General features: G+C 68.7%; 18 protein-coding genes. 8 read left to right on the plus strand and 10 right to left on the minus strand.

Annotated features, from left to right (window positions below; translation table 11 throughout):
• Positions 1-4: 4 nt before the first annotated feature.
• The 4 genes from ACP56T_RS14895 to fliL all read right to left on the minus strand — a co-directional run bounded on the left by ACP56T_RS14895 (position 5) and on the right by fliL (position 3,239).
• The gene (locus ACP56T_RS14895) at positions 5-850 is read right to left on the minus strand and encodes a MotE family protein (RefSeq protein ID WP_430912916.1); all 846 of its coding nucleotides are present in this window, start codon (positions 848-850) and stop codon (positions 5-7) included.
• Positions 847-1,359 carry a DUF6468 domain-containing protein gene (locus ACP56T_RS14900; protein WP_430912917.1) on the minus strand — a complete coding sequence of 171 codons (513 nt, stop codon included), beginning with the start codon at positions 1,357-1,359 and terminating at the stop codon, positions 847-849. Before ACP56T_RS14900 ends, ACP56T_RS14895 begins: the two co-directional genes overlap by 4 nt.
• A 5-nt stretch (positions 1,360-1,364) precedes the next feature.
• A complete protein-coding gene (gene fliM, locus ACP56T_RS14905) occupies positions 1,365-2,579 on the minus strand; it encodes a flagellar motor switch protein FliM (protein WP_430912918.1) in 1,215 nt (404 codons plus the stop codon).
• Positions 2,580-2,696: 117 nt separating this feature from the next.
• The gene (gene fliL, locus ACP56T_RS14910) at positions 2,697-3,239 is read right to left on the minus strand and encodes a flagellar basal body-associated protein FliL (protein WP_430912919.1); all 543 of its coding nucleotides are present in this window, start codon (positions 3,237-3,239) and stop codon (positions 2,697-2,699) included.
• A gap of 274 nt (positions 3,240-3,513) precedes the next feature.
• Between fliL and flgF the strand changes: the two genes are divergently transcribed.
• Genes flgF through flgH form a run of 4 tightly spaced genes read left to right on the plus strand, consistent with a single transcriptional unit; the run spans position 3,514 to position 6,933 of the window.
• Positions 3,514-4,254, plus strand: coding sequence for a flagellar basal-body rod protein FlgF (gene flgF, locus ACP56T_RS14915; protein WP_430912920.1), 741 nt, complete (start codon positions 3,514-3,516; stop codon positions 4,252-4,254).
• Between the two features lie 16 nt (positions 4,255-4,270).
• Complete coding sequence (gene flgG / locus ACP56T_RS14920) at positions 4,271-5,062, plus strand: flagellar basal-body rod protein FlgG (protein WP_430912921.1); 792 nt, start codon at positions 4,271-4,273, stop codon at positions 5,060-5,062.
• 14 nt (positions 5,063-5,076) lie between these two features.
• Positions 5,077-6,156 (plus strand): flagellar basal body P-ring formation chaperone FlgA, encoded by a 1,080-nt coding sequence (gene flgA / locus ACP56T_RS14925; protein ID WP_430912922.1) that lies wholly within the window; start codon positions 5,077-5,079, stop codon positions 6,154-6,156.
• Positions 6,157-6,180: 24 nt separating this feature from the next.
• Entirely contained in the window at positions 6,181-6,933 is a 753-nt protein-coding gene (gene flgH, locus ACP56T_RS14930; RefSeq protein WP_430912923.1) for a flagellar basal body L-ring protein FlgH, read from the plus strand.
• A gap of 13 nt (positions 6,934-6,946) precedes the next feature.
• Here the strand turns inward: flgH and ACP56T_RS14935 are convergent, their stop codons facing one another.
• The 5 genes from ACP56T_RS14935 to ACP56T_RS14955 all read right to left on the minus strand — a co-directional run bounded on the left by ACP56T_RS14935 (position 6,947) and on the right by ACP56T_RS14955 (position 10,772).
• Positions 6,947-7,123, minus strand: a complete 177-nt coding sequence (locus tag ACP56T_RS14935) for a hypothetical protein (RefSeq protein WP_430912924.1) — start codon at positions 7,121-7,123, stop codon at positions 6,947-6,949.
• Positions 7,124-7,254: 131 nt separating this feature from the next.
• Positions 7,255-7,674 carry an RNA polymerase-binding protein DksA gene (gene dksA, locus ACP56T_RS14940; RefSeq protein ID WP_430912925.1) on the minus strand — a complete coding sequence of 140 codons (420 nt, stop codon included), beginning with the start codon at positions 7,672-7,674 and terminating at the stop codon, positions 7,255-7,257.
• A 150-nt stretch (positions 7,675-7,824) separates the two neighbouring features.
• The gene (locus ACP56T_RS14945) at positions 7,825-8,856 is read right to left on the minus strand and encodes a hypothetical protein (protein ID WP_430912926.1); all 1,032 of its coding nucleotides are present in this window, start codon (positions 8,854-8,856) and stop codon (positions 7,825-7,827) included.
• A gap of 2 nt (positions 8,857-8,858) precedes the next feature.
• Positions 8,859-10,232: an MBOAT family O-acyltransferase gene (locus ACP56T_RS14950; RefSeq protein WP_430912927.1), complete on the minus strand. Its 1,374-nt coding sequence runs from the start codon at positions 10,230-10,232 to the stop codon at positions 8,859-8,861.
• 114 nt (positions 10,233-10,346) lie between these two features.
• Positions 10,347-10,772, minus strand: a complete 426-nt coding sequence (locus tag ACP56T_RS14955; protein WP_430912928.1) for a flagellar assembly protein FliX — start codon at positions 10,770-10,772, stop codon at positions 10,347-10,349.
• A 244-nt stretch (positions 10,773-11,016) separates the two neighbouring features.
• Here ACP56T_RS14955 and ACP56T_RS14960 point away from each other — a divergent pair, with 244 nt between their 5' ends.
• The 4 genes from ACP56T_RS14960 to ACP56T_RS14975 all read left to right on the plus strand — a co-directional run bounded on the left by ACP56T_RS14960 (position 11,017) and on the right by ACP56T_RS14975 (position 15,294).
• Positions 11,017-12,150 carry a flagellar basal body P-ring protein FlgI gene (locus ACP56T_RS14960; RefSeq protein WP_430912929.1) on the plus strand — a complete coding sequence of 378 codons (1,134 nt, stop codon included), beginning with the start codon at positions 11,017-11,019 and terminating at the stop codon, positions 12,148-12,150.
• A 36-nt stretch (positions 12,151-12,186) separates the two neighbouring features.
• A complete protein-coding gene (locus ACP56T_RS14965; protein ID WP_430912930.1) occupies positions 12,187-12,570 on the plus strand; it encodes a rod-binding protein in 384 nt (127 codons plus the stop codon).
• Positions 12,554-13,039, plus strand: coding sequence for a hypothetical protein (locus ACP56T_RS14970; RefSeq protein ID WP_430912931.1), 486 nt, complete (start codon positions 12,554-12,556; stop codon positions 13,037-13,039). The genes ACP56T_RS14965 and ACP56T_RS14970 overlap by 17 nt, the downstream gene beginning before the upstream one ends.
• Before the next feature lie 194 nt (positions 13,040-13,233).
• A complete protein-coding gene (locus ACP56T_RS14975) occupies positions 13,234-15,294 on the plus strand; it encodes an FIST N-terminal domain-containing protein (protein ID WP_430912932.1) in 2,061 nt (686 codons plus the stop codon).
• Positions 15,295-15,565: 271 nt separating this feature from the next.
• Here ACP56T_RS14975 and ACP56T_RS14980 read toward each other — a convergent pair whose 3' ends face one another.
• Positions 15,566-15,898 (minus strand): porin, encoded by a 333-nt coding sequence (locus ACP56T_RS14980; RefSeq protein ID WP_430912933.1) that lies wholly within the window; start codon positions 15,896-15,898, stop codon positions 15,566-15,568.
• Between the last annotated feature and the right edge of the window lie 56 nt (positions 15,899-15,954).

Consider the following 15,954-nt stretch of genomic DNA (forward strand, 5'->3'; position numbering starts at 1 on the left):
CGCCCTAACGCGCGGGCGCGGCCGGATCGATCGCCTGCAACTCGCTCGGCGGCAGGGCCGGCGCGGCGCTGGCCTGCTTGTCGCCGACGCCGCGCGCCCTGTTGGCCAGCGCGACGGTGAGCCGCTCGGCGGTCTCGGGCTGCATCGCCGACAGCACCTCGGCCATCTTGCGCGGGTTCATGGCGAGCACGATCGGCACCAGCACCTCGTGGTTCAGCCTGTCGAAGACGCGCGCGGCGTCCTTCGGCTTCATCGTCTCGTACATGGTGACGATGTTCCGCAAGGCCGCCTTCTCCGCCTCGGCCTTCTTGCCCGCGCCGCCCTCGGCCCTGTCCTCGCCCTGCTTGAGATCGGTGACGCCGCCCTCGAGCTTGCGTTCGGCCTCGCCGAGCATCTTCTCGCGCAGGTCGAGGTCGTCGCTGCGGGCCTTGAGCGCGTCGCGGCGGGCGCCGAGCTTCTCGTAGAGCGCCTTCTCCGTCGCCGAGACCGGCTCGGGCATCGCCGGCTGCGGCAGGGGCGGCGGCTCGGCCTTCTTCTCCTCCGGCGGCTTCGACACCGAGCCGGTGGTGGCGGGATCGGGGATCTCGTAGCCGGTGCGCGCCTGGGCCAGCACGCCGGCGAAGGAGGGCGGCGGCGCGGCGGGCTCCGGTGTCTCGACGGCGAGCCCCACGAGCTTGAGCACGAGGAGCCCGCCGGCGGCGAGGGTCACGGCGTCGATCAGGCGCAGGCGGAACGGGCGCGGCTGCTTCAGGCGCGGGAGGGCGAGCGGCGAGTTGCGCCGCGCCTCGCCCTTGGCGCGCGCGGCGGCGACCTGCTTCGTCGCGGAGGACGGCCCGGCCGGTGCGCTCATGCGGCCCTGCTCCGGATCCGCCCGAGGGCCCGCTCGGACATGGCGAGCGCGGCGGCGGCGGCGGCGCCGAGCCGTTCGCCGTTGGGCGAGGCCGGCACTGCGGGAGGGGGCGCCGGACGCGAGGCCGGCTCGACCGTCACCACGGAGGCGGGGGCCGGCGCGGGCACGGGCGCGGGGCGGCCCTGCGCCTGGGCGACGATGGCGCCGATGCGGGCGAGCACGCTCTCCCCGGCCTGGACCTGCACGGCGATGTCGGCGGCGTAGCGCTCGGCGGTGCCGAGCCGCTCGGCCAGCGTCCGGTCGGTCTCGGCGAGCGCCGCGCGCAGGCCGCCGATGGCCCGCTCGGCCGCGCCGCTGGCGCTCATCAGGTCGGCGATGGTCTGGCGCAGCGCCGCCTCGTCGCCCTTGAGCTGGGCGATGCGGCGCGACAGCCGCATCGAGGTGACGATGGTGGCCACCAAAAGGATGGCGACGAGGATGTCGGCGGCGAGGGTGATGAGGAGGCTCATGGTCCCTACCCGTCGGAGCGGTTGTTCATGGAGGCCTCGAAGGCCTGGAGCGTGGTGCGCGAGCGGCGCAGCGGCCGCGTCACCTGCACGGCGATGGAATCGTCGACCCGCCCGATCCGCCCCTGCGTCAGGGCCCAGTCGCCGCAGCGGATCGTGATCGGGTCCGAGGGCTTGGCGTCGAACATCAGGGTGTCGCCGACCTTCAGCGCCATCACTTTCTTCAGGGGCAGCGTCATCTCGTGCAGCACCGCCTCCATGGCGACGTCGGCCTGCCAGATCTCGGTGGCGAGATGGCTTTCCCAGACCTGATCGCGGCCGAGCTTCTCGCCCATGAAGCTCTGCATGAGCAGTTCACGGATCGGCTCGATGGTGGCGTAGGGGAAGATGATCTGTAGCAGGCCGCCGCGCCCGTCCATGTCGAGGCGAAGCCCGATCAGGATGGCGGCGTTGGCGGGCCGGGTGATGGTGGCGAAGCGCGGGTTGGTCTCGATGCGGTCGATGGAGAAGCGCACCGGCGAGATCGGCTGGAACGACATCTCGAGGTCGCCCAGGATCAGCTCCACGAGGCGGCGCACGAGCTGCATCTCGATGGTGGTGAACGGCCGTCCGTCGAGCCGGCTCGACGAGCCCCCGCGCTTGCCGCCGAGCAGCAGGTCGAGGGTCGAGTAGGCGAGGTTCGACTCCACCGTGACGAGCCCCGAGTTCTCCCAGGCCTCGGCCCGGAAGACCCCGAGCAGGGTCGGCAGCGGAATGGCGTTGAGGTAGTCGCCGAAGCGCACCGAGGTAATGTTGTCGAGGGTCACCTCGACGTTGTCCTGGAAGAAGTTGCGCAGGGAGGTCGACAGCAACCGCGTCATGCGGTCGAAGACGATTTCCAGCATCGGCAGGCGTTCGTACTGGACGACGCCCGAATCGACGATGGCGCGCACACCCCCCGCGCCCGAGGCGGAGAGCTCGCGCAGGGAGAAGCCCAGGACGCCGTCGATCTCGTCCTGGTTGAGGATGCGGTCGTTGCCGGCCAGCTCGGGGAGGTTCTCGCTCTCCCCGTCCTCGATCATCGTCGCCCATTCGGCGGCGACGTCGCTGGCGTTGCGCGTGGTTCCCTGCTCGGCGAGCGCCGCGCCCCATTCCTCGGCGAGCGACGCGTCGCCACCCTCCGCGTTCTGCTCCAGCAGCGCGGCCGACCAGTCGTCCTCGGTATTCGGGTCGTCGGGTTCCATGCTCGCCTCTGGTCAGAGCGATCTGTTTGAATTCAAGCAAACCGCCCCGGATGTTCCTGCCGGCGGATGTTCGTCACGCGAGCCGGTGCCCCCGCGCTCGAACATTCGTCCCGAGCGCTACTGGACGATCACGTCCTTGAAGAGCACCGCCTCCACCTTGGCGGGATAGAGCGCGACGTTGACGCGCCGGAGCAGCTCCTCGCGGAGCCGATAGAGCCCGACCGAGCCGGAGAAATCGGTGGTGCGCAGGTCGCGCAGATAGACCTGCACCGTGTCCTCGACGCGCGGCAGCAGCGGCTTCACCTCGCTCTCGACCTTGGCGTCCTTCAGCTCCAGCGTGATCCGCAGCTTGGCGAAGCGGGCCTTGTCCTGGCCGATATCCGGGGTCAGGTTCAGCACCATCTCGCGCACGTCGAGGAAGACCGCGCCCTTCTTCTCGGCCGACGCTCCGTGGCCTCCGCCATGGCCGCCCTCGGAGGCTTCCGCATGGGCGCCGTCGGCCGCGGCGGCCTTCTTCTTCATGAAGAAGAAGTATCCGCCCCCGCCGCCGCCGGCCAGGAGCAGCACTGCGGCGGCGACGATGATGATGAGCTTCTTCTTGCTCTTCGGGGCCTCGGCGCCCCCTTCGCCCTCGCCTTCGGGCGCCTTCTTCTTGGCCATCGCCGGTCTTCCGCGTCGTCGGAGCAGCGGCGCGCGGAAGAGAGCCCGCGCGACCTCGGCCTCAGGTATCGGGTGTCGTGGTTAATGCGCCGTTAAGGCGGCAAATCCTGCCGGGCCGGTCTTGCCGCCCGGCCGCCGCGTTCCGGGCGCGAAGAGACACGCCATTTCTATCAATGCAATGATATCGCTGCGCTATTTCAATCGGCCCGGCATGGCACGCCCGATGCGCCAGGGTTAACGACGCCGCCGTCTCGCGTCGCCGGGCCAGGGTCCAATGCAGAACGCCCTCTTCGTCGGAACATCGAGCCAGGTCGCGCTCCAGCGCGAGCTCGACGTGATCGCCAACAACATGGCCAACGTCTCCACGACGGGCTTCAAGGCGCGCAACGTCCGCTTCCAGGAATACCTGATGCCGGTGGCGAGCGCGGAGTCGTTCCAGACCCCCGACCGGCGCGTCTCCTACGTGGTCGACAAGGGCACCACGCTGGATCTCGCCCAGGGCTCCATCGAGCAGACCGGCAACCCGCTCCACGTCGCGGTGCGCGGCGAGGCGTTCCTGTCGGTGCAGACGCCCGCCGGCCCGCGCTACACCCGCAACGGCGCCTTCGAGACGGACGCGCAGGGCAACCTCGTCACCAGCGACGGCTACCAGGTGCAGGGCGAGGCCGGCCCGATCACCATCGGCCCGCAGGAGACCGGCGTCTCGATCGGGCCGGACGGCACCGTGTCGACCAATCTCGGCATTCGCGGCCGCGTCCGCCTCGTCACCTTCGCGAGCCCGCAGAAGCTCGTGAACGAGGGCGCCAATCTCTACTCCTCCCCCGACCAGCCGCAGCCGGCGGGTCTGGCCGGGCGCCTCGAATCCGGGGCGCTGGAGAAGTCGAACGTGCGGCCGGTGGTCGAGATGACCCGGCTCATGGACGTGAACCGCACCTACGCGATGGTCTCCAGCGTGATCTCGCGGCTCGACGATCTGCGGGGCACGGCGATCCGCCGCCTCGCCGACGTCGCCTGACCCCTAGGAGGCACCGATGCGCGCCCTCTACGCCGCCGCCACAGGCATGGCGGCCCAGGAACTCAACGTCCAGGTCATCTCCAACAACATCGCCAACCTTCGCACCACAGGCTACAAGCGCCAGCAGCCGCATTTCCAGGATCTGCTCTACCAGAACCTGCGCCGCTCCGGCTCCTCGACCTCGGACCAGAACACGCAGCTTCCCGCCGGCCTCGCGGTCGGCTCCGGCGTGAAGACGACCTCGACCGCCCGCGTGATGTCGCAGGGCACGCTGTCCTCCACCGAGAAGGACTACGACGTCGCCATCCGGGGCGAGGGCTTCTTCCGCGTCACCATGCCGGACGGCCGCACCGCCTACAGCCGCGACGGCTCCTTCGACCTCTCGGCGCAAGGGCAGCTCGTCACCCGCGACGGCTATCTCGTCGATCCCGGCATCACGGTGCCCAACACCGCGACCTCGGTGCAGATCAGCGCCACCGGCGCGGTTCAGGCGACGCTTCCGGGCCAGACGGCGCCGCAGGCGCTCGGCCAGTTCCAGCTCGCCCGCTTCGTCAACAAGGTCGGCCTCGAATCCATCGGCGACAACCTGTTCGTCGAGACGGCGGCCTCCGGCCCGGCGATCGCCGGCCTGCCGGGCGCGGAGGGCTTCGGCAACCTCCAGCAATCCTATCTCGAGGAGGCGAACGTGAACGCAGTCACCGAGATCTCGTCCCTGATCGCCGCGCAGCGCGCCTACGAGATGAACTCGAAGGTCGTCACCGCCGCCGATCAGATGCTCTCCACCACCTCGCAGATGTTCCGCGGCTGAGGACCGGACCCGTGATGTCGCATTCCTACCTGGCCGACGACGATGCCGGCGACGATCTCGAGCCGATCGGCACGCAGGCCCCCGTCCGCGTGGAGACCCTGGGCACCGGGGCGATCCTGCGCATGGTGCTGACGCTCTGCGCCTTCCTGGCGCTCGGCTTCCTCACGCTGCCGGCGCTCGCCGATCCCCTGCGGCTGCGCGGCGATGTCGTCGCGCGCGGCGACGTGCTGACGCTGGGCGAGCTCGTGGACGGCGCCTCCGTCGAGATGGCGGCAAGGCCCCTGTTCCGCGCGCCCGCCTTGGGGGCGACGGGCACCATCCAGGCGCGGCGCATCGCCGACGCGATCTCCGCGCTCGGGCTCGGCGCGGTCGAGAGCGGCGGCCGGGTCCAGGTCGCCGTGCAGCGCGCCGCGCGCCGGGTCGGCGCTACCGAGATCGAGGCCGCGCTGAAGCGCTCGCTCGAATCCGCCTACGGGCTCGACCCGCGGACGCTGAGCGTGCGCCTCGACGGCGAGGGCCCGGTGCTGCTCGCCCCCGTCGATCTCAACGGGCAGGCGACCGCCCTCGACGTGACCTTCGATCCGCGCTCGCGGCGGGTCGCCGGTCTCATCAGCCTCGGGGAGCGTCAGGCATCGCTGCGGGTCTCGGGGCTGGCGGTGGAGATGCGGGAGGTCGCCGTGCTGGTGCGGACCCTCAACAAGGGCGAGGCGGTCGCCGCCGCCGATGTCGCGGTCGAGCGCCGCCCGAGGGACGGCGCCCCGCCGGACGCGCAGGCGAGCGCGGCGGGCGCCGCCGGCGAGGTCGCCCAGCGCACCCTCGCGGCAGGCTCGGTATTGCGGATCGGCGACACCGCGCCGCCCGATCTGGTCGCGCGGGGGGAGCCCGTCACCATCGTCTACGAGACCCCCGGCGTCAGCCTGTCCATGCGCGGACAGGCGAGCGAGAGCGGCCGGCTCGGCGCCACGGTGTCGGTGGTCAACGTCGCCTCCAAGAAATCCCTCCAGGCCGTCGTCGTCGGGCCGGGCCGCGTCTCGGTGGGTCCCGCCGCGCCGATTCGCCAGGCCAGCGCCTCCCTCGACGCGCCCGCCCGCTGACACCCTCATCGCCGGACACCCGCCATGACCCTCCGCGCCGCCGTCTCCCGCTCCGCCGCCCTCGTGGCGCTCTGTGCCGCGCTCGGTGCCTGCAACACCGCCGACCGGCTCTCGCAGGTCGGCTCGCAGCCGGCCCTCGCGGCGATCCAGGACCCCACGTCCCAGCCCGGCTACAAGCCGGTGCGGATGCCGATGCCGGAAACGCAGCCGGTCTCCTACGCGCCGAACTCCCTGTGGCGCACGGGATCGCGGGCCTTCTTCAAAGACCAGCGCGCCGCCCGCGTCGGCGATCTCGTGACCGTGAAGGTCAACGTCACCGACAAGGCGAACCTCAACAACGAGACCAAGCGCTCGCGTTCGAACGCGGAGGGCTTCGGCCTGCCCAACGCCTTCGGCCTGGAAAGCAATGCGGCGGTGAAGGCCGCCGGCATCAGCGCCGACAAGCTGCTGAACGCCACCTCCACGAGCAGCAACGACGGCGCCGGCTCGGTGCAGCGCGCCGAGACCGTGACGACCAACGTCGCGGCTATCGTCACCCAGGTGCTCCCGAACGGGAACATGGTGATCGAGGGCAAGCAGGAGATCCGCGTGAACTTCGAGATCCGCGAGCTGATCGTGGCCGGCGTGCTGCGGCCCGAGGACATCGAATCCGACAACACCGTCGATTCGACCAAGATCGCCGAGGCCCGCATCGCTTATGGCGGCCGGGGACAGATCACCGACGTGCAGCAGCCGCGCTACGGCCAGCAGCTCGTCGACATCCTGCTGCCGTTCTGACGCGGCGCGGCGCTCAATGCTCGGTGCCGGGGCGGTTCGGCCTCGGCGCCTCGCCGTGATCCCGCGTGAAGGCGGACCGGCGCGGATCGCCCTTCGCCGCCGCGACCCGGCCGCGCTGCCACAGGGCGAAGGCGGCCACAGCGACGAAGGTCGCGAGCGCCAGCACCAGGATGAGGACTTCGTTGTTCATCGGCAGGATTCCTTTCGGCGTCTCCCTTGAAGACGCGCCGGAATCTGCCGGAGTTCCGAATTATTATGCCTCGTTAACACAGGTTAACGAGGCATAATTGCAATATAGCTCTTGTCGCTGCTCCCGGCGGCTCAATCGTCGCGGTAGACCCGCTCGCGGCGCTCGTGGCGCTCCTGCGCCTCGAGGGACAGGGTGGCGATGGGGCGAGCGTCGAGGCGTTTCAGGGAGATCGGCTCGCCGGTCTCCTCGCAATAGCCGTAGGAGCCGTCCTCCAGCCGGGCGAGCGCCGCGTCGATCTTTCCGGTGAGCTTGCGCTGGCGGTCGCGGGCGCGCAGCTCGATCGAGCGGTCGGTCTCCGACGAGGCGCGGTCGGCGAGGTCGGGGTGGTTCTCGTTCTCGCTCTGGAGAGCGACCAGGGTGTCCTGCGCCTCGCGCAGGAGCTCGCTCTTCCAGCCGAGCAGCTTGCGCCGGAAGTATTCACGCTGCCGGTCGTTCATGAAGGGTTCGGTGTCGGTCGGCGTATAGCCGTCTTCGAGCGTCACCTTCGCCATTCGTCGCCCTCACAAGTCCAGTCCGGCCGGTCCGCGGCGATAATGCCGTGCCGTATAGTCGAGGCCGCGAGCCGCGACAACGAGGGCCTGCGGCGGGGAAACGCGGCGGTGGACGGATGCGGCAATCCCGCAACGCCCGCAGGCGGTTGACTAATCTCGCGCTGGGCCAAGCGGGTTTGCCCGAAGTCGCGCCAGCGCCGCCGCGATATCGCGCAGGACCTCTGCGGCGAGGGGATGGCGGTAGTGGGTCTGATCGAAAAACAGGCGCGCGTCCGCGACCTCCGGCCGGTCCACGCGCCAGTCGAGAACGGTGTGGAGCGGGTGCCCGGCCAGCGCCTCGGCGATCCGGGCCTTGCAGGCGCGCTCGGCCGTCTCGCGCGCGCTGCCGGGGGCCGGAAGCCCGGCGGCGTAGACGGGCGGGAAGACCAGCACCACCGGGGTCGCGGCGGGCACGCCATTCAGCGCCCGCGCGAAGGCCGCCGCCGCCGGGAACGGGCCGGCGCGATGCGGATCGGGCACCAGGGGAGGGCGCGTCTCGCGGTCGGCCACGAGACGCGGGTCGTCGGCATAGCCGAGGCGCAGGTAGTCGGGCTCGTAGTCCCACCAGCCGTCCGCCGGGGCGGTCTTGCGGTGGCGCCGCATCAGCCAGCCGATGCGGCCGACCACCTCCTGCGCCACGGAGAAGCGCATCAGCCCGCGCAGGTAGTCGCTCGTCCGCTCGGCGAGCAGCCAGAACGGGAAGGGCTTGGCGTTCGGCAGCGCCGGATCGTCGGTGCACCAGTACTCGTCGGCCGCGATCACCAGCGCCGTGGGGGCCGGGTGATGGCGCAGGAACCAGCCGAGCACCAGCAGCTGCTCGCCGGGGCCCGTGGCCGGCACCGAGAGATTGACGAAGGGCAAGCCCGTCGACGCCGAGAGTTTCGCCGGCTCGATGAGCTGGACATGCGAGTTGCCGACGATCGCCGCCGTGAAGGCCGGGTCGCGGCCTCTGATCGCGAGCGCCGTGCGCGGCCCCTGCGGGCGGACCGCGCCGGCCGAGAACAGGCCCGAGCGGCCGCTGTCGTAGGGGTCGAGGGCATAGGCGAGCGCCAGATAGGCCGCGAGCAGGGCCAGGGCGGCGCCGAGCGCGGTTCCGGCGAAGCGTCGCCAGGCGTCGGCGGGCTTGAGGCGCGCGTCCGACACCGTCAGAACTGGAAGTAGATGAAGTCGTAGTTCGCATCGTCCCCGATCTTGAGGACGAGCACCACGAACAGCACGGCGAAGCCGGCCGCAAGCCACCGGCTCGGCGGCAGCCGGTGCACGGCGGCCCAGGCGGTGGGGCCGAGCATGGCCACCAGGGCCGCGACCAGGATGGTCTTCCACTTGAAGCCCGAGCCCATAGGCGCGAGCCCGAAAAGGCCCTTGAACACGGCGAGCGCCGCCTCGAAGCTGGTGGCGCGGAAGAGCACCCAGGTCATCACCACGAACAGCGCGGTGAGCGCCCAGCCGAGCAGGCGCGGCATGCGGATGCCGGCGCGGCGCGTCAGCACCCCGGCCCCGAGCCCGAGCCCGTGCGCGGCGCCCCAGGCGACGAAGGTCAGCCCCGCCCCGTGCCAGAGGCCGCCCAGCGTCATGGTGGCGAGGAGGGCGCCGAGCTGGACCGGCAATCCATGCCGGTTCCCGCCCATGGGGATGTAGAGATAGTCGCGCAGGAAGCGCGACAGGGTCATGTGCCAGCGCCGCCAGAAGTCGCTTAGCGAGGCGGCGCGGTAGGGCACGTCGAAATTCTGCGGCAGCACGATGCCGAAGAGCAGCGCGATGCCGAGCGCCATGTCGGTGTAGCCGGAGAAGTCGAAATAGATCTGGAAGGTGAAGCCTAGCGTCGCCTGCCAGGCTTCCGCCACCGTCACGACCTTGCCGGCGGCGGCGGCCTGGAAGACCGGATTCACGTAGCCCGCCAGCGGATCGCCGAAGAAGACCTTCTTGGCGAGGCCGACGCAGAGCAGCATCAGCCCGCGCCCGAACCGCTCGGCGGCGTCGGGGCGTGCATAGGGGCGCTCGTCGAACTGGTGCATGACCTCGCTCCAGCGCACGAGCGGGCCGGCGAGAACCTGCGGGAAGAAGGCGATGTAGAGGGCGTATTTGGTGAGCCCGTAGGCGGGCGCCCGGCCGGCCCGCAGGTCGGTCAGGTACATGACGTGATGGAAGGTGAAGAACGAGATGCCGAGCGGCAGCACCCAGTCGGGATGCGCGAGCGCCGCGCCCGGCACCATATTGGCGAGATCGGCGAAGAAGTTGAGGTACTTGAACAGCCCGAGCGTGGCGAGGTTTCCGGCGATCGCCGCCGGGATCAGCCAGCGCCGCCCGCTCGCCAGGAAGGCGCGGGCGACGAGCCAGTTGACCAGGATCGAGACCGCCAGCAGCGGCACGAAGCGCGCGTCCCACCAGCCGTAGAACACGAAGGACAGCGCCAGGAGGACCGGCAGCCGCCAGTCCGGCCGGAACCGCTCGGCCAGCCCGTGCAGGACGAGGGCGGCGGGCAGGAAGCCCAGCAGGAAGACGAAGGAGTTGAACAGCATCGGCGCCGGCGGGAGGGCGCGACGGGGGCTCCCGGCCGCGCCAGCGTGTCGTGAAGGCGCGCGGTTGTCGGGGATCGGGGCGGCGCGGTCAATCCGCCCGCGCGGCTTGGCGCGTCAGGCGCTGGCGCCGCTGCGCAGCTTGGCGAGCTCCACGGCGGCGCGCAGCTCGATATCGGCGACGATGGCGTCGAGGCGGGGATCGCCGCTGATGCCGGAGCGCTCGGAGAGGCGGCCGGCGATGGAGCGCAGCTCGCTCGTCGGCACGCGGCCCGTCAGCAGCGCGGCCTTCAGCCGGTCGAGCCCGTCGAGGAGATCGTTGCCGCGCTTGGCCTGCCGGCGGCGGCGCTCGTGCGGGGTCTCCTGCGCGCCTTGCAGGGTGAGCACCGCGTCGAGTCCGGCGAGCGTCGCGGCGGCGGCCGGTCCCTGGGCGGAGGCGGTCTCCGGCGCGGTGCCGAGGGAGAAGCCGCGCGGCGCGTCCGCGCGCCGTCCCGCCGCGACCGAGGTCGCGCCTTGCGCGGGGGAGCGGGAATCGACGCGCATGGGAGCCCGATGACCTCTTGCCGGGCGCCGCGCCCGAGCCGCGACCCTCGCGCCGGCATGGTTAACGGCCCGTAAACCGCCCGGCAAAACTTGCCTGGCCGGCACGAAGCGGCAGGGCCGGGATCGATCCGACGCGCCGGACAATTCGAGAAAATGGTCTGCTTTTCAAGAGCTTGTCGTTTTCGCGAGCGTGGCATGGCCCTGGCGTGGAGAGGACCGAACCCGCAGAGCCACGAAGCCCGGCATGGTCACGCGCAGAAACGGCCTCCCTCGCATCCTCGGCGTCGTCCTGGCGCTGGCCGCCTGCCTGATCGGGCAGGGCCGGCCGGCCATGGCGCTGTCGCGGGTGAAGGACCTCGCCTCCATCGAGGGCGTGCGCCAGAACCATCTCGTCGGCTACGGCATCGTCGTCGGCCTCAACGGCACCGGCGATACGCTGAACAACATCCCCTTCACCAAGCAGTCCTTGCAGGCGATGCTGGAGCGGCTGGGCGTCAACACGCGCGGTGCCACCATGCGCACGCAGAACCTGGCGGCGGTGATGGTGACGGCGAGCCTGCCGCCCTTCGCGGCGCAGGGCACGCGCATCGACGTCACGGTCTCCTCGCTCGGCGACGCCAAGTCGCTCCAGGGCGGTACGCTGCTCGTGACGCCGCTGCTCGGCGCCGATGGCGAGGTCTACGCGCTGGCGCAGGGCTCGGTGGCCATCGCCGGTTTCGCTGCCGAGGGCGAGGCCGCCAAGATCACCCGCGGCGTGCCCACCAACGGGCGCATCTCCAACGGCGCCAATATCGAGCGCGAGATCGCGTTCAAGCTGAACGACGCGCGCACGCTGCGGCTGTCGCTGCGCAACCCCGACTTCACCACCTCGAAGCGCGTCGCCTCCGCGATCAACGACTTCATGGGCGCCGACACCGCCGAGCCCACCGATCCGGCGACCGTCACGCTCCAGATCCCGGCGAAGTATCACGGCAACATGATCCGCCTCGTCACCGAGGTGGAGCAGCTCAAGGTCGAGCCGGACCAGACCGCGAAGGTCGTCGTCGACGAGCGCTCCGGCATCATCGTCATGGGCCGCGACGTGCGCGTCTCCACGGTGGCGATCGCTCAAGGGAACCTCACCGTCACCATCACCGAGCAGCCGCAGGTGAGCCAGCCGGCCCCGCTCTCGAACGGGCAGACGGTCGTGGTCCCGCGCAGCAGCGTGAAGGTCGATACCGGCGACGGCAACAAGCTGGCGCTGGTCAAGGAGGGCGTGACCCTGCGCGAGCTCGTCGACGGCCTCAACGCGCTCGGCGTCGGCCCGCGCGACCTGATCTCGATCCTCCAGGCCATCAAGGCGGCCGGCGCCCTGCAAGCCGACATCGAGCTGATGTGAGCCGTCATCCGAACCGCATGTGAAGGGAGCCACCTCATGATCCAGTTCGCAGCCATGGCGGCCTCGGCGGCCGTCGGCGTCGGCAAGGCCATCGCCGGCGAGATCGCCGCGTCCGCCAGCAAGACCGCCGGCGCGACCCAGACGGGCGCCACCACCGGCACCGCCGCCTCGCTGAAGGCCAGGAAGACCTCCACCGAGTTCGAGAAGATGTTCCTGGAGCAGAGCCTCGACCGGCTGACCAAGTCCGAGGGCACTGACGGCCCGATGGGCGAGAACGGCACCGGCGGCGACGTCTACCGCTCGATGCTCACCAAGGAATACGCCGGCCAGATCGTGAAGAGCGGCGGCGTCGGCATCGCCGATCAGGTCTACAAGGAGATGATGAGGATGCAGGAGGCCGGCGGTGCAGCCAAAGCCTGAGACGAGGACGCCGCCGCGCGTCGCCGACAAGGCCGGGGCCGAGGCCCTCGTCGGGCATGTGCTCGGCGCCATGCAGGCGCTGGAGGCCGTGCTGGAGGCCGAAAGCGGGCATGTGCGGGGAGGGCGCCTGCGCGAGGGGCTCGCCGGCTCCGAGGGCAAGGCGGCGCTCGCCGCCACCTACATGCAGGGACTGGAGGTCGTGAAGGCCAACGCCGTCGCGCTCGCCCGCTTCGCGCCCCAGGGCGTCGAGGCGCTGAAAAGCGCCCACCGCCGCTTCACGGTGGCCGTCGAGACCAACCAGGCCGTGCTCGCCACGGCGCGGACCGTCTCGGAGGGGCTCATCAAGACGCTCGCCGAGGAGATCGGCCGTTCGCGCGGGCCGACCGTCTACGGAAAGCCCTCATACGCGCCCTCGCCCTACGGACGCGGCGCCCAGAGCGGCCCGCTGGTGCTGTCGCGCAACCTTTAGCGGTGGACGTCCGACGCCCGGTGTCGGCTGCTCACCCCTCTGATCCGGTCGCTCGATATTGCCGACTTTGTCTACAAACGGACATCAATCGTTTTCTCGCTGCTGCTGAACAAAGTAGAGCTTTTGACGGGCTGCGCGTCGGGATATAGTAAATTAATAACTCGTTCATTGATTTACCATACGATTTTCGGCGGATGGATTTCTGGTTCGTCTCGGGGGAGATCGACTTTATGTTCTACCGGCGCAAGCAGGCTATTATCTCAGAGTCCAAGCCGATCTCGCAGCCTGATGTGTTGGAAATGAAGCTCCAAGAGGCATCGATTCCCTCCGAGTTCATGCGTGTTTGCGATACCGACGAAAGTCTGCATGGCATCACGAAAGACACGTTTTACCTGGACGGCAAGCCTGCCGCAGTTGCGATTGTCTATATCTCGCCGAATGTCAGCTTTCAGACGGTAACGTCGAAGCTCGCTGCCTTGGCGGGCGCCATCCCCGTGATCGGGGTCTCGACTGCCGGCGAACTTTCCAACGCGCGTGGAAACCAGCTCTATCATCCCGCGCATGATGGATGGAACACGGTCGTGGTCCAGGCGCTGTCGTCGAGCCTCATCGAGGCCGTCAGCATCCATGCCGTGCCACTCGCCAGCCAGGACATCCGCTCGGGCCAACCTGTTCTGACACGGGAGCAGCGTGTCGAGCGTATCGCCACTGCCCTCAATGAGATACGGCTTCCTTTCCCGGTTGGTCATGTCGATACGCTGGCGCTGACGTATATCGATGGTCTTGCCGTCAGCGAAGATTATGTCATGGAGGCGATTTATCGAGTCGGTCGCTTCCCTTGCCCGTTCGTCGGTGGTTCGGCGGGCGGAAAGCTGGATTTCAAGCAAACCTTGATCTTCGACGGTCGGCAGGTTCTCGAAAATCACGCGCTGTTCTGCTTCCTCAAGCTCAGCTCGGGAAAGCGTTACAGCATCTTCAAAACGCAAAATTTTCGGAAGACGAACGTATCATTTACGATCGTGGATGCGGTCGCCGAAACGCGCACCGTTCGGGCGGTCATCGACCCGCAATCGGGCAACGTGGTCCCGTTCGCCGAAGCACTCGGCAGAGCCCTGAAGGCCAAGCCCGGCGATCTGATGGCGGCTCTGGGCAAGAGAACGTTTGGCATCGACATCGAAGGTGAATTGTTCGTGCGCTCTGTCGCCACCATCGATGCCAAAAGCGGGTCCGCAACTTTCTATTGCGATATCAATACGGGCGATAAGCTGTTTCTGCTCGATGCGAGCGACTTCGCCGGCGAGACTCGGCGCGCCATCCAAGCGTTCCTGAGCGACAAGCCTAATCCAGTCGGAGCCATCCTCAACGATTGCATCCTTCGCCGTCTCAACAATCCGGAGCAGTTGAGTGGGCTCGCCGATGCCTGGCAGGTCCCGGCCGCCGGCTTCTCGACTTTCGGCGAGCTTTTCGGAATCAACATCAACCAGACGCTATCTGCAATTGTATTTTTCGATCCGGGCGCGAATACGATAAAAGATCCGATGATGGATCTGTTTCCGGTGCACTACGCGCGTTATCAGAATTACTTTACGCTTTGCCGCCTGAACCGAGTCGAGGTCTTGAACCGCCTGCGCTCCGATATCATTCAGAACATCACGAGCTATCTCGATTTCATTGGCACGATCGAAAATTCGCTCCAGGAAATCGGCGGCATAAGCGGTGTCATGGAGGGGATCCGTCGTACCATTCTGGGCTACAGCGATCAGAACGGTCAGCAAGGCGGTGGCGGTGCTCTGTTGGCGGAGGAGTTTCGGACCCTCAATCAGACCGTGACCGGCTTGCGCACGGTGCTCAAAGTGATCGATGGGATCACTAGCCAAACCAACCTGTTGGCCTTGAACGCGACAATCGAGGCGGCGCGTGCAGGCGATGCCGGACGGGGATTTGGAGTGGTCGCGGGAGAGGTGAAAAAACTCGCTGGCGACACGAAGGCCATCCTCGGACGGTCGGAGTGCTCCGTAAGTGAAATCGAAACCTCATTGTCGAAGCTCGGCGACATCATCGCGGAGATCAGAAAATCATTTGCTTCCGAAGAGGGACGTTACAAGGCGACCATCAGCGAGGTCGAAAACATATTCGGCCACTCGGATGCCATCTATAGATCCTTGGAAAGCTTGAATGGCGTGATCGAGCAGCAAAAATCGCTCACCACGAATGCCAAGCAGCATATCGACTTGTTGAAGAGGCTCGATAACTAAGGGCGTCTGCTCCGCATTCGGCTGACTCGGTGCCGTGGGAAGCTCGGATTCGGCGCTCCCCTTCTGCTTCCGCTTCGATTTTTCTGGAGCGGGCGATCGTGCGGCCCGCTCGCGGATGGTCGAGCAGGGGGGCCGAGCGGCAACCTCATTGCCGGCGACGCCGGTCTCCTAGAGCGTTTTCCGTGATCTCCGATTCACGGAAAACGCTCTATCTCCTTGGTGGGTCGCATTTTCTTCACGCGAACCGGAATCCACTTCGCGCGAAAATGCTCTAGCGGCGGCCCTGGCCGATGCGGACGAAGGTCCGCACCGGGCCGAGATCGGTCTCGGTGCGGGTGTCGACGGCGATGCGGCCGGCGGTGGTCGGCACCGCCGCCGCGCCGTGGTTCGAGCCGCGCAGGTCGATCCCCGTCACCACCCGGCCGGAGATGCGGAAGCAGGTGCGGCTGCCCGGCGTCCGGGCGAAGCCCGCGCCCTGCGACGGGCAGGGCAGCAGCCGCTCGGCCGCCAGCGCCGCCGTCGGATCCCTGAGATTGTCGCGCCCCAGCGCCGGCAGCGCGGACAGAGCCGCGACGACGATCCCGATGGCCGATCCCCGCGTCATGCCGCCCGCCTTCCGCCGTTGACGGCCCATCGATAGGCCGGCGGCGGTCCGGCGAT

Origin of the sequence: Methylobacterium endophyticum, assembly GCF_050591105.1 — a bacterium.
Lineage (GTDB): Bacteria > Pseudomonadota > Alphaproteobacteria > Rhizobiales > Beijerinckiaceae > Methylobacterium.

What these genes read in the sequence shown, in the direction of transcription:
- ACP56T_RS14895 (WP_430912916.1), bottom strand. Translation starts at nt 850, where the DNA reads ATGAGCGCACCGGCCGGGCCGTCCTCCGCGACGAAGCAGGTCGCCGCC.
- ACP56T_RS14900 (WP_430912917.1), bottom strand. Translation starts at nt 1,359, where the DNA reads ATGAGCCTCCTCATCACCCTCGCCGCCGACATCCTCGTCGCCATCCTT.
- fliM (WP_430912918.1), bottom strand. Translation starts at nt 2,579, where the DNA reads ATGGAACCCGACGACCCGAATACCGAGGACGACTGGTCGGCCGCGCTG.
- fliL (WP_430912919.1), bottom strand. Translation starts at nt 3,239, where the DNA reads ATGGCCAAGAAGAAGGCGCCCGAAGGCGAGGGCGAAGGGGGCGCCGAG.
- flgF (WP_430912920.1), top strand. Translation starts at nt 3,514, where the DNA reads ATGCAGAACGCCCTCTTCGTCGGAACATCGAGCCAGGTCGCGCTCCAG.
- flgG (WP_430912921.1), top strand. Translation starts at nt 4,271, where the DNA reads ATGCGCGCCCTCTACGCCGCCGCCACAGGCATGGCGGCCCAGGAACTC.
- flgA (WP_430912922.1), top strand. Translation starts at nt 5,077, where the DNA reads ATGTCGCATTCCTACCTGGCCGACGACGATGCCGGCGACGATCTCGAG.
- flgH (WP_430912923.1), top strand. Translation starts at nt 6,181, where the DNA reads ATGACCCTCCGCGCCGCCGTCTCCCGCTCCGCCGCCCTCGTGGCGCTC.
- ACP56T_RS14935 (WP_430912924.1), bottom strand. Translation starts at nt 7,123, where the DNA reads ATGAACAACGAAGTCCTCATCCTGGTGCTGGCGCTCGCGACCTTCGTC.
- dksA (WP_430912925.1), bottom strand. Translation starts at nt 7,674, where the DNA reads ATGGCGAAGGTGACGCTCGAAGACGGCTATACGCCGACCGACACCGAA.
- ACP56T_RS14950 (WP_430912927.1), bottom strand. Translation starts at nt 10,232, where the DNA reads ATGCTGTTCAACTCCTTCGTCTTCCTGCTGGGCTTCCTGCCCGCCGCC.
- ACP56T_RS14955 (WP_430912928.1), bottom strand. Translation starts at nt 10,772, where the DNA reads ATGCGCGTCGATTCCCGCTCCCCCGCGCAAGGCGCGACCTCGGTCGCG.
- ACP56T_RS14960 (WP_430912929.1), top strand. Translation starts at nt 11,017, where the DNA reads ATGGTCACGCGCAGAAACGGCCTCCCTCGCATCCTCGGCGTCGTCCTG.
- ACP56T_RS14965 (WP_430912930.1), top strand. Translation starts at nt 12,187, where the DNA reads ATGATCCAGTTCGCAGCCATGGCGGCCTCGGCGGCCGTCGGCGTCGGC.
- ACP56T_RS14975 (WP_430912932.1), top strand. Translation starts at nt 13,234, where the DNA reads ATGGATTTCTGGTTCGTCTCGGGGGAGATCGACTTTATGTTCTACCGG.
- ACP56T_RS14980 (WP_430912933.1), bottom strand. Translation starts at nt 15,898, where the DNA reads ATGACGCGGGGATCGGCCATCGGGATCGTCGTCGCGGCTCTGTCCGCG.